General features: G+C 29.5%; 11 protein-coding genes and 1 riboswitch. Of the genes, 10 read left to right on the top strand and 1 reads right to left on the bottom strand.

The window, feature by feature from the left end; genetic code table 11:
* Nucleotides 1-8: 8 nt before the first annotated feature.
* The 3 genes from J3477_RS17655 to J3477_RS17645 all read left to right on the top strand — a co-directional run bounded on the left by J3477_RS17655 (nt 9) and on the right by J3477_RS17645 (nt 4,692).
* Entirely contained in the window at nt 9-1,106 is a 1,098-nt protein-coding gene (locus J3477_RS17655) for a response regulator transcription factor (RefSeq protein WP_206871261.1), read from the top strand.
* A 226-nt stretch (nt 1,107-1,332) separates the two neighbouring features.
* Complete coding sequence (locus tag J3477_RS17650; RefSeq protein WP_206871260.1) at nt 1,333-4,032, top strand: EAL domain-containing protein; 2,700 nt, start codon at nt 1,333-1,335, stop codon at nt 4,030-4,032.
* 111 nt (nt 4,033-4,143) lie between these two features.
* A complete protein-coding gene (locus tag J3477_RS17645) occupies nt 4,144-4,692 on the top strand; it encodes a TFIIB-type zinc ribbon-containing protein (protein WP_206871259.1) in 549 nt (182 codons plus the stop codon).
* A 42-nt stretch (nt 4,693-4,734) separates the two neighbouring features.
* Here the strand turns inward: J3477_RS17645 and murC are convergent, their stop codons facing one another.
* A complete protein-coding gene (gene murC, locus J3477_RS17640) occupies nt 4,735-6,174 on the bottom strand; it encodes a UDP-N-acetylmuramate--L-alanine ligase (protein WP_228731317.1) in 1,440 nt (479 codons plus the stop codon).
* 359 nt (nt 6,175-6,533) lie between these two features.
* Between murC and J3477_RS17635 the strand changes: the two genes are divergently transcribed.
* The 7 genes from J3477_RS17635 to cbiQ all read left to right on the top strand — a co-directional run bounded on the left by J3477_RS17635 (nt 6,534) and on the right by cbiQ (nt 12,834).
* Nucleotides 6,534-7,229 (top strand): acyltransferase, encoded by a 696-nt coding sequence (locus J3477_RS17635; RefSeq protein WP_206871257.1) that lies wholly within the window; start codon nt 6,534-6,536, stop codon nt 7,227-7,229.
* Between the two features lie 345 nt (nt 7,230-7,574).
* Entirely contained in the window at nt 7,575-8,231 is a 657-nt protein-coding gene (locus J3477_RS17630) for a PIG-L deacetylase family protein (protein WP_206871256.1), read from the top strand.
* 32 nt (nt 8,232-8,263) lie between these two features.
* Entirely contained in the window at nt 8,264-9,268 is a 1,005-nt protein-coding gene (locus J3477_RS17625; protein ID WP_206871255.1) for an NAD-dependent epimerase/dehydratase family protein, read from the top strand.
* 113 nt (nt 9,269-9,381) lie between these two features.
* On the top strand, nt 9,382-10,230 hold the full coding sequence (locus J3477_RS17620) for a glycosyltransferase family A protein (protein WP_206871254.1): 849 nt from the start codon (nt 9,382-9,384) through the stop codon (nt 10,228-10,230).
* Between the two features lie 234 nt (nt 10,231-10,464).
* Nucleotides 10,465-10,647, top strand: a riboswitch (cobalamin riboswitch).
* A gap of 347 nt (nt 10,648-10,994) precedes the next feature.
* Nucleotides 10,995-11,735: an energy-coupling factor ABC transporter permease gene (locus J3477_RS17615; protein ID WP_206871253.1), complete on the top strand. Its 741-nt coding sequence runs from the start codon at nt 10,995-10,997 to the stop codon at nt 11,733-11,735.
* Entirely contained in the window at nt 11,735-12,043 is a 309-nt protein-coding gene (locus J3477_RS17610; RefSeq protein WP_206871546.1) for an energy-coupling factor ABC transporter substrate-binding protein, read from the top strand. Before J3477_RS17615 ends, J3477_RS17610 begins: the two co-directional genes overlap by 1 nt.
* Before the next feature lie 2 nt (nt 12,044-12,045).
* The gene (gene cbiQ, locus J3477_RS17605; RefSeq protein ID WP_206871252.1) at nt 12,046-12,834 is read left to right on the top strand and encodes a cobalt ECF transporter T component CbiQ; all 789 of its coding nucleotides are present in this window, start codon (nt 12,046-12,048) and stop codon (nt 12,832-12,834) included.
* The last annotated feature ends 42 nt before the right edge of the window (nt 12,835-12,876 follow it).

Here is a 12,876-nt window from a genome sequence, read left to right as displayed (position 1 = left end):
AGGACAAAATGTATAGTGTGATGATAGTTGATGATATGAAAATTATCAGAATGCAGATAAAAAGATTAAAAATATGGGGCGAGAAATCTGGATTTTCGATAATGAATGAGGCAGGAGATGGAGTAGAGGCAATTAAATCACTTGAAGCTAACGCTATTGATTTGGTTATTACGGACATAAAAATGCCTAAGATGGATGGAATTGAATTGTTAGAGGAGATAATTAAGAGAAATTTATGCTCTTGCGTTGTTTTATTGAGTGATTATACTGAATTTGATTATGCAAGAAAAGCTTTTACTATTGGAGCTTTCGATTATTTAGGAAAGCCTGTAGACGAGGCTGAATTCTTAAAGGTATTAGGCAAGGTCAACAACTATTTAGCAAAAAGAAAACAACAAGAAGAAAACTTAAAAAAACTTGAAGAAATAGCATCAGAAAAAATTAAGTTTTACTATTCAACTCACCAAATAGATGAAATTTCCGAATTAATTAATTCTGGAGATATGAAGGCTATTGAGTATGTTGAAAAGCTATTCCAAGGAATAGCAAATGAATTAGATTACAATTTAGCAAAACTGTCGGTTGTTCTGGAAAAGTTATTAGTGCAAATTGTAGACAAAGTCACTTTAGAGAATCATTGGCTTAAAAAAGTAAGAGATGTGAATCAATTTAAAAATATTCAACTTTTAAAATATGATGAGTTAAGTTTAATGGAACATATATTTATACAAAATTTTAGGCAGCTTATAGATGTTATTATTCAATTTACGCATAGTAATCAAAGTAACAATAATATAAAACTAGTATGCAAATATGTACTTGAAAATATAGATAATGAAATTAGTATAAAGTTAATTTCAGAAAAACTCTTTATTACGCGAACGTATTTAAGTGAGATTTTTAGTAAAAATTTAGGGATTTCAATCAAAAAATATTTAAATATGGTAAGAATGGAAAGAGCAAAAAATTTAATTAAAATGAACAATTTAAAAAGCTATGAGGTTGCAAATAAGCTAGGATTTAAAGATATTGAGTATTTTAGCAAGGTTTTTAAACAATATACAAGCATGACACCTACAGAATATAAGAATAATACCACGTTATAGCATTAGCATAGCGCCATTGTTATAGTTTAAGATAGAAACCGAAATTTTTCATAGATAAACTGTAGAAAAGTTCATTAACGAAATAAAAAAAATTATGTATATTATGTATACATAATTTTTTTTTATAGACTTAACGAGGAATTTCATATAGCAGAGCAAAAATTTTATATTTAATAAATTTTTATATAATTCAATGTGTTTATAGAATCATAATGGGGGAGTTAAGATGAAATTATCAAATAAGGTGTTTATGATAGTATGCTTGGGATTTATTTCTTTAATTGCTATACTATATATTTTTTCTAAAAATAATTTACTTGAGCAGTATAACGACATAGAAATCCTTAGGGTCGAAGATAATGTGAAAAAAGTAGTGAAATATATAAATAGAGATATAGAAAACATCAATTCAGTAGTATTAGATTACTCTTTATGGGATGATACCTATAACTTTATGAATGATCACAATGAAGAGTATATTGACTCTAATTTTAGAGACTTGACTATTTTTAATAGACTCAAAATTAGTTTTTTGATGTTTATAGATAAGAACGGCAAGATAATTTATAGTGAAAATGTAAATGAAGAAGACTCTTTTAATAATCTTCAAAAGGATGAGGCTGAGGAGCTAGCAGCACAAGTTAGTGTTTTGTCAAAGTTAAAGGATAAAAAGGAAGTTAAAGGAATAATTCAATTAAAAAATAAGACCTTAATTGTATCAGCTAATAATATAAGAAAAAGTGACGGTACTGGAGACTCAAGGGGAATCTATGTAAATGTAAGGTTTTTAGATAAAATCGAGTTGGATGAATTAAACACCAATCTAGGATTCAAGGTAGAATCACTACCATATAGTTATAGTGAAATATCTAGTTCAGATAGAAATGTAGACGACGTATATGTAAAAATACAAAATAGAGATGTTATTTCAGGTTATGGTGTCATAAAGGATTTGTTTGGCAAATCTGTTATACTACTAAAATTAGATAGTGACAGAGTTGGATTGAAGGAAGCTTTAAAAAATGTAAATTATTTTATTACAGTTCTTATTTTAACAGTATTTATTTTTTATGGAGCAGTTATACTTTTGATAAATCTTTTGGTGGTAAGGAGAATTATTGATATTAATAATACCATTAATAAGGTAGAAACTGAAGAGGATTTATCTGTAAACTTAAGCGTAGCTGGCTTTGATGAAATTGCAGAGCTATCTGTTAATTTTAATAAAATGTTCAAAAGGCTTAAAAAATCTAGAGATGAAATTATTGAAAGTGAAAGAAAATATCATTTATTATTTTCTAATATGGCAGAAAGCTTTGCATATAACAAAATAGTTACTGATAAAGATGGGAGGCCAATAGATTTTACAATACTTGAAGTGAATGATGTTTTCTTAAAGGTTGCTAATATAGAGCACGAAGCTATTATAAATAAGCAAATCACAGAGTTAATACCTAGTTTAAAAACTAAAAACAAGGAGGTAATTGATACCTTTGCTAGAATAGCTTTAAGTGGGACAAGTGAAAGGCTTGAGGAGGTTTTTATAGATGAATTTAATTCCTGGTATTCCATTATAGCATATGGCACTGAAAGCGGATATTTTGCATTTATATTAAGTGATATTACAGAGAAAAAGAAGGCTCAAGAGAAAATACTTAGGCTTGCATATAAGGATGATTTAACAGGTTTTCCTAACAGAAAAGGTATAATCGAAAGTATAAAAAGAGCAATGAAAGAAAAACAAAGAATATTTGCAATTTTGTTCATAGATTTAGATGATTTCAAAAGCATAAATGATAGTTTAGGACATATTGCAGGTGATTTTGTGTTGATGCAAGTTTCATCACGACTAAATACATTAAAAAATGAGAATATTACAATTGGAAGACTAGGAGGAGACGAATTTATAATACTGCAAGAAAATATTGAAACTATAGCTGAGGCTGAAAGCTTAGCAGAAAGTATAAAACATATATTTAGGCAAGGCTTTATGTATCGAGGAAATGAACTTCATGTTCAAGCAAGTATAGGAATAAGTATGTACCCTAATGATGGAACAAAAGTGGCAGCCCTTATGAAAAGTTCAGATATAGCAATGTATGCGGCTAAAAAGAATGGAGGACATGGATACAAAATTTACTCAAATAATATGAATGGTACTGCTCTAGAGGAACTAATGCTAGAAAATTATTTAAGAAAGGCTTTAGAACTTGAGCAATTCATTTTATATCTTCAACCAATAGGTGATATTCAAACTATGAAAATAACTAATGTAGAAGCACTAATTAGATGGAATCATCAAGGAAAGATTTTACCTCCAAGTACATTTCTATTACTTGCGAAAAAAATAGGAAAGATGGTGAGTATAGACAATTGGGTTTTAAGAAAGGGATGTAAGTATTGCAAAAAGTTGCATGAAGATGGGCTTGAAAATGTAAGTATTTCTATAAATACATCCTTTAAGCAATTAAGCCAGGACAATTTTGTTGAGAAAGTAATATTTGCATTAGAAGATGCTAAACTTGATCCATCTTATCTTAGCCTTGAAATAACTGAAGATGAAGCTATGGAAGATGTTGAATTTACTATCGATATACTTAAAAGGCTTAAAGAACTTGGAATAAGGATTTCACTTGATGATTTTGGAACAGGATACTCCTCACTCAGCTATGTAAATAAACTTCCAATAGATACTTTAAAAATAGATAAATCCCTTATAGAATTTGTTGATAAAGATCAAAGAAATGCTGAAATAATTAAGTCAATAATTATAATGTCTCACAGTTTAAATATTAAAGTAGTAGCAGAAGGAATAGAAACAGAAGAACAACTTAATATGCTGAGAGATTTAAATTGTGATTATGTGCAGGGATATTATTTAGGCAGACCTATGGATTATGAAAATTTTATAGAGAATAACAAATAATATCCGGTATTATTTTTTGAAGTATTATTCTTTATATACAAAATATAGTAGTGAGATTATAATTGTATTAAGTTAGTTATGATTTAATATAACGTGTAAGGGGATAAAAATATGAGATGCTTAGTATGTAAAACAAATGAATTAGAAGAGCAGTATTTAGAAAATGGTTTAAGGGTTTATACTTGTAAGGATTGTGAAGGAAAATGGATGCGCTTTGGAGACTATTTTACCTGGCACAATAGCAATAAAAATCAGAGTGAAACTGCAATAGAAGATAAATACATACCAGTTAAAGATTCCACAAATCCTAAGTTTTGTCCTGACTGTGAAACTATACTTACTCCATATAAAGTATCAAGCAAACTTGATTTTATGCTAGAGCATTGTGGTTCCTGTAATGGAATCTGGTTTGATAAGAACGAATGGGAGTCAATTAAGAGCATTGATTTACATCATAAAATTCAAAACTTTTTTACTGAAGCATGGCAAAAAAAGATTAGAGAAGATGAAAGAAGAGAATTCTTAGAAAAACATTATACAAATAAGTTTGGTGTTGAGGATTATGAAAAATTAAAACAGACAAAAAAATGGCTTGATGAAAATGAAAATAAATCTATGTTATTAGCTTATCTTATGAATGAAAATCCTTATAAGCTATAAGAATGAGATAGAGGCTTTTAAAAAGCCTCTATTTTGTTCAAATTATCTTATCATAGAATTTTCACTTAATATATTAATGATTTTTCTAGATAATTTGTATGAATCACCTGCTCCAAAGACTATTATTAAATCCCCGCTTTTTGCTTCGTTAAGGATTGTACTGCATATTTCATCAGAAGTTTCTATATAGGCAGCTTTATTTATATCTATTTTCTCACATAGCATATTTAAATCAACTGGTTTAATGTTCTTATTTGCTTCTCGTCCCAAAAAAGGTTTGGTAATAATGACCCTATCTGCTTTCTTTAATGCTTCAGCGAATTCGTTAAAAAATAGCTTTGCTCTAGAAAGTTGATGAGGTTCGAAAATAGCAAAAACCTTTTTACCAGGATAACTTAGGTTAATTGAGTCTAAAGTAGTTGCAACTGCTGTAGGATGGTGAGCAAAATCATCGAAAATCTTAATATCATCTATATCTGCTATTAATTCTAGTCTTCTTCCTATACCCTTGAAATTTTCAAAGGAATTTTTTATTGAACCAACATCTACACCTAACTCTAAGGCAGTAGTTAATACTCCTAAGGCATTCATAACATTGTGCTTACCTATCAATCCAAGCTGGAAGGTGTTTTCAGTATCTCCATTTTTAAGCTTAAATGATGAATAAGCAGGTGTATTTGAAATTAACTCTGCTTTATACTCCATGGCAAAAGGGAAATCAAGCTTATTATCTATATAGTAGCCAATAACTTTTACTCCATTTTCCTTTAACCACTCTTTTAATTCACATAATATTTCCCTAATAGCTAAACTGTCCTCATTAATAATTAAGATTTTCGGGCCAGTAAGTTTTTTTATAAAGCTTTTAAAAGAATTTTTGACGTCGGTTATATCCCTAAAAAATTCAGGATGATCCATTTCTATATTATTTATTACAGCTATCGAAGGGCTGTAATTTAAAAAGTTATTATTGAATTCATCTGCCTCGCATACAAAGTATTTTGAATTTCCTAATCTATAGCCTCCACCCCAGCGTTTAAAAGTTGTTCCAGCTTCAACAATTGGATCGAGTCCACCATTTTCCAAAACAAGCCCCATTAAAACTGTAGTGGTAGATTTGCCATGAGTACCTGCAATAGAAATCGCGAACTTTTCTTTTTGTATATATTTACCTGAAAACTGCTGCCAGGTCATTAAAATACCTCTTTTTTCTGCTTCTAGTATTTCTGGATTGTTAGGTGAAATATCTAAAATTGCAGGGGAGATAGCTAAAATATCAATATTTTCTATATGACTTAAATCATGACCTTTCAAAATTTCTATATTATTTTCTATAAGAGCATCTTTATAATATCCTGACACATTTAGGTCACAGCCTGAAACATCAAAACCATTATTTTTTGCGATAATTGCAATAGGTGCAGCTCCGCTTCCGCATATACCCATAAAATGAACTTTTATTTTATTTTCCAATATAATCACTCCTATCTGAAACAAAGTAGTTTCATATTAAATTACACTACAAATTAATTATATCACTACCTTATTATTATTTCCCTAAATAATGTAAGTTAAGACAAGCAATCGAGAATTTAATATTAGAAAACTATAGATCTATATAAAAATATTTAATTTATATAAAGAATTTATTGACGATTTTGTTTGTTTTTAGTCACAAAAATAAGGTGCAAATTTGATTAATAATCAAAATTTGATGAAATTTGTTGTTGTGGAAAGGTGTATATGGTAAAATTTGTGAGTGATGATGAAAGAAATTCAAAGTACTGAAAAATTTAATTCTTAATTATAAAAATGTATAGGCTGTATCATGGAGGAAGAGAATGTTAAAAAAGTATATAGACAATATTAGATGGTTCATTTTTATGTTTAAAAATATTTCCTTAAGCATTCCAAAAACTGTGTACTTTAATTTTAATTATTTCAAATTTCGAGATGCAATAAAATTTCCAGTTCACATACATTATAAAGTTAAGTTATGTGATACCGAAGGTAGCATAGTTCTAATGTCAAAACCTAAATTTCGTTCAGTAGCAATAGGTTTTCCATATATAAGTGCATTGCCTCAGGATATCTCTCGTTGGAATGTAACTGGTAAGGTTTTTTTTGGAGAAAATATATACATAGGAGCAGGCTCAGTTGTGGATGTAAGTGGTGAAGGAGAGCTTCATATAGGAAGTAATTTTTGCTGTGGTGGAGGTTCAACCATTATATGTTGTAAGAAAATAAAATTTGGCGATGGGTGTATAGTATCATGGGAAAATTTATTCTTAGATACTGATTATCATAAGATTTATAGTTTAGAAACTGATGAAATCATAAATGAACCTAAAGAAATAAGCTTTGGAAATAAAGTTTGGATAGGTTGTAGATGCACTTTTATTAAAGGTGCTAAGGTTGGAAATTCTTGTATAGTTGGAGCAAACTCTTTTATAAATAACGAAATAAAAGGTGATAATATAATGGTTGGCGGGAATCCAGTAAGAATTTTAAAAGAAAGAGTTAGATGGGAACCTTAGATATATAAAGCGAGAAAAGCATTACGTATAAAATACTGAGCAACTACAAGGTAATCCGACTCTAGTCTCGATACTACATGAAAAACGTTAAAATTATACAAATTTTGACGTTTTTTGTTTTTATTTGGTATTTTACAATTAATTGTAACAATTATATTATGATAATGTAAGTTTGACTTAATTTATCACAAGCTTATATACGTATATATTGAATTAGATGTAAAATTGTTTTGCCTTAGCGCTAAGGGTGAACAACTTTTACTTTATTTTTAACCAATGACCCTTGTATTAGAAATTTATATAAAAATGGATTTGAGAATAATAGAAAATTGGTGAGGTATTATTATGTATAACTTATTTAATGACAATGAAAGATTATTAATTTTTTCACCACATGCTGACGATGAGACCTTGGGATGTGGTGGCTTAATAAGTAAGATGAAAAGCGAAAATGTACACATAGCAGAGTTTACTATGGGCAGTGATGTAAGAAAAAGAGAATTTGAAAAATTAATGGAGTTTTGCCATATAGAAAACTTTGACATACTTTATGATGATAAATATCACCTAAAACTTGATCTTATTTCTATGTTTGAGCTTGTTAATAAAGTTGAGAGTATCATTGAAAGAGTAAAACCACAGGTTGTTGCAATACCTTTTCCTTCCTTCAATCAAGATCATGCTATAGTTTATAACTGTTGTATGACGGCACTTCGCAGTAGAAAAAAGAAATTTTTCATGCCTCAAACTGTGATAGTTTATGAGTATCCCCAGGTAAATTGGATTACAAACGTACAAATGTTTGAGCCGAATCTATATGTTGATATATCAAAACATCTTTATAAAAAAGTTGAAATGCTTGGAATGTATGAATCTCAAATGGGAGACGAGGAGTATGCAGTAAGTAAGAACGGAGTGATAAGTATGGCAAGATATCGTGGTAAGGAAGTATCTGTTGAAGCTGCTGAAGCTTATGAGATAAAAAGATTGCTTATAGATTAGCTATTTGAAAAATGAAATTTTAGGAGGGTATTATGAAAATACTTATTACAGGTGGTGCGGGTTTTATTGGGTCACATTTAGTAGATAAATTGCTATATGAGCAACATGAGGTGTATGTTATTGATAATTTATCTACTGGTTCTTTAGAAAATATTAGACATAACTTAGAAAATACTAATTTCCATTTCGTGCATGAGGATATTAATAGCTATGACGTATTATATGACTTATGTTCAAAGTGCAATCTTATCTTTCACTTGGCTTCCTCGGTAGGGGTTAAATATATTATGGACAATCCGGTTAAAAGCTTGAATTCAAATATCTTAAGTTCCATTTCTATTATTAAAATTGCAGCAGATCTAAAAAAGAGAATAGTGGTATTCTCTACTTCTGAAATCTATGGGAAAAATAAATCCCCAGAATTACGAGAAAATGATGACCGAATAATAGGAAATTCCTTCAGGTGGAGTTATTCCATTGGTAAAGCAGTTGCAGAATATTATTGTTACGCTTATGGTAAGGAAATTGGCCTAGACTATGTTGTTATCAGGTGTTTTAATATTGTTGGCCCAAGGCAAGTTGGAAATTATGGAATGGTATTGCCTAGATTAGTAGGACAAGCTCTTCAAAATGAACCTATGACTGTATATGATGATGGAACTCAGGTACGTACCTTTACACATGTGAATGACTTAGTCAATATATTGAGTTTGATTGTAGAAAATAGTGAAATAAACAAAGAAATTTTTAATGTTGGTTCAAATAATAGTATTTCGATAATTGATTTAGCAAAGAAAATTAAAGCTATAACAAGCAGTTTATCTGAAATTACGTTCATTCCTACAAGAGAGATTTTTGGAAGTGATTTTGAGGATCCTAAAGTTAGAATTCCAAGCAATGATAAACTTTTAAGTATTATTGGCGAATATAATTTTTTAAATATTGATGAAATCATAAATAATGTAGTGGAGTATTTTATAAAAACATATAACTTTGAACCTAAATCTATCTTTGAACCTTCAATGAAATGCAGGTAGAAGGATCAATGATGGAATGTGCATTTTTATTGACATTAAAGTAAATTATCACGAAAATGAAGCTGAAAATATGGGCTCTTATATTGGAGTTTATAAAATGGATAGGAGAATATATGATGAAGATAGAAGCAGTTACTGTATGTATTAATTATTCACATGTGTTAAAGTATTGTCTTAATAATAAGAAATATATTGATAATTGGATTATAGTTACAGAAAAAAATGACATTGATACTATAAATCTATGTGAAGAGAATTCAATCAAGTATATTTTTTCTGAGAGAATCTATGAAAATGGTGCTGAGTTTGCAAAAGGTAAAGCTATAAATGAAGGGATTAATGCATTAAATAAAGAAGATTGGATATTACTGATGGATTGTGACATAATTTTACCATCAAATGTTAGACAGGTTATAGGCAAAATTTCAAAAACAGAAAAAAATTTAAATTCACTTTTTTCTCCTATTGCTAGAAGAGGATTGGGGCTTGGTAAAGAAGAGAGTAAGTATATAGACTATCGTTGCACTAAAAATATACAAAACCTTAATAGGATTCATGAAGAGTTCATTGCGGCTAGAAAAGGCAATGAAAATTCCCCTGATATAGAGAAAATACACATGAGTGCATTAAGACACTTTGTTGATACTGGGTTATTTGAATCAGAGCTTGATACTATTGAAGAGCAATGGGAAAATTACAAGACAGGAAGTTGGAATAACCTACCTTATATATTTGAAGGAGGTGAACCTCATTTTACTGGGTATTATCAAATGTTCCATTCTTCAAATTTTGAAAAATACCCTGAAGACTCTAATAATTCCTGGTGGGATGATACTGATTTTAGAGAAAGATATCCTTTAGAAAATAGAATTTTATTAGATTTTGAATGTATACATGTTGGCTATAATTCAGGGGCTCAAGAATCCTTGTCTCAACTGGACAAGCTATTTTACAGTAAATAAATCCCTCGAAGTAGTTTTTATTATGAATAATATGATTTGCAAAAGAGATTTGAAGTTTACAATAATGGCATATAACAGTATACTTAAATATGTAACGCTTCTATAGGAAATCTATTTTTAAAACTATCTCAGATAATGGTGAGAAAATTTAAAAATATGGCTATGTTCAACTCAGTGTTTTAAAAGCGCCAAAAGTATAAATTCATATATGGAGTGATTCATCTAAAAGTCTAAATTGAATAATAAAATATAGGTTTAATCGAATTGATTAATTAAAAGGGAATCAGGTAAGAATCCTGAACTATCCCGTAGCTGTATTAGAGGAGTTTAAATACATATATGTCACTTGGAAACAGGGAAGGCGTATTTAAATGATGATTCTTGAGTCAGAAGACCTGCCTATATTTTTGCACCAATTATAGATGTACCACTTCGAACCGAAAACTATTTTCAAAACTCCTCTGGGTTCTAAGAGGAGAATTTGAAAATATACATTTTATTCGAAGTGGAACATCATTAACTCTACGAGTGATAGAGAGGGGCGGTATAATGAAAATTTGCTTACTTATTTTATATGATTAAGTATGTTTTGTTGCTGTGTCCTTTTAACATTTTAGTTAAGAGGACTTTTTTACTGTTTAGAAAGTATAAAATTCTTAAATTAGCTAAATTCGCAAATTTAAATTTTAAAAAAATTTTTTATAGCTATCAAGAATTAAGTGAATAGAGACAAACATAAAAATCTATAAAATAGGAGTATTTATATGAAAAGGAAATATCAAATTGCATTAGGAATTTTTATTGCGTTATTATGTATACCTAGAACTGTATATGCAATGCATATAATGGAGGGATTTTTACCAGCAAAGTGGTGTATTGCTTGGGGAGTTTTAGCAATTCCATTTGTAGTGGTTGGTTTTTTTACAATAAGAGAAAAATTAAATGAGAATCCTAGAACTAAAATGCTAATAGCTATGGTAGGAGCTTTTGCGTTTGTATTGTCAGCGTTAAAAATACCTTCAGTTACAGGAAGTTGCTCTCATCCTACAGGTGTGGGTCTTGGAGCGATACTTTTTGGACCAACAGTGATGAGTGCTTTAGGCGTGATTGTATTAATATTTCAAGCATTGCTTTTAGCTCATGGAGGCATTACAACCTTAGGTGCTAATACCTTTTCTATGGCTATAGCAGGACCTTTTGTTTCATATTTTTTGTACAAGTTATTAAAGAAACTTAAAGTATCACAAAGCATATCTGTATTTTTGTCTGCGATGCTTGGAGATTTAATGACCTATGTTATAACGGCAATGCAGCTTTCATTAGCTTTTCCAGATCAAAATGGTGGGGTTTTAGCTTCTGCAGCTAAGTTCTTAGGAATTTTTGCTGTTACTCAAATTCCTCTTGCTATAAGTGAAGGGATATTGACTGTGATTATTTTTAATTTGTTAAAGAACTACAATAAGCAGGAATTAATAGATCTTAAAGTAATACCAGAGGAGGAGTAATAGCAGTGAAGTTAAAAAATAGAAGTCTTTTAATAAAAAATTTGATATTGGCTTTATTAGTTGTAATAATAGCTGTGGCTCCACTTGTATTTATTAAAAACGGTGAATTTTCAGGTTCTGATGATCAAGCGGAAAAAGCTATAACAGATATAAATAAGAATTATAAACCTTGGTTTTCACCTATATGGCAACCACCTAGTGGAGAAATAGAAAGCTTGCTTTTCGCCTTACAAGCTTCAATTGGGACAGGTGTTGTATGTTATTATTTTGGATACCAAAAGGGAAAGTCTAGAAAGGCAGAAAATTAAATATGTTTTCTATTGATAAATTAGCGTATATATCTGAGCTAAGAAGAGTGAATTCCACGGAGAAATTTATTTTTGCTATATTTACGATGTTTATGTGCATTGCTTTAAATAGCACTTATGTTTCAGTGATAGTACTACTTCTAATGTCAGGAATAACTGTTTTTAAAGGAAAAATCCCCTTTGGAACTTATGTAAAATTAATGTCATTACCATTATCATTTTTGATAGTTGGAATAATAACTATAGCGATAAATATAGTTCATAGTTCTGATAATTTAATATTTGGAATCAATATACTAAACATTAAGTTAGGGTGTACTACAGAGAGTTTTCAAGCAGCTACAAGACTATTCTTTAAGTCCCTGGCTTCAGTTTCGTGCTTATACTTTCTAACATTAAGTACGCCAGTGTTTGAGGTTTTATCTGTATTAAAAAAATTAAGAGTACCAAAATTGTTTATTGAGTTAATGGGACTTATATATAGATTTATTTTTGTATTGTTAGACACGGTAAATATGATATATACATCTCAAAATTCAAGGCTTGGATATTCAACTCTTAAACTTAGTTACAATTCATTAGCTAAATTAATCGCCTCCTTATTTATAAGCTCATACAAGCGTTCACAGGACATTTATACAGCTATGGAATCAAGATGTTATGACGGTGATATAAACTTGCTTGAAGAAAACTATAAAAGTTCCTCTAAAGATATCATATTAATTGTTATTACTGAGATAAGCCTTTTAATCATAGCTTGTAGTGAATATCTTATTAGGAGAAAGTCATAAAGCTAAACCACTTTAAACTTAAGAATGTTTTTAAATTATAGG

It is taken from the genome of Clostridium zeae, from assembly GCF_017312485.1.
Lineage (GTDB): Bacteria > Bacillota > Clostridia > Clostridiales > Clostridiaceae > Clostridium_AR > Clostridium_AR zeae.
This window is presented reverse-complemented; position numbering and strand designations above follow the sequence as displayed.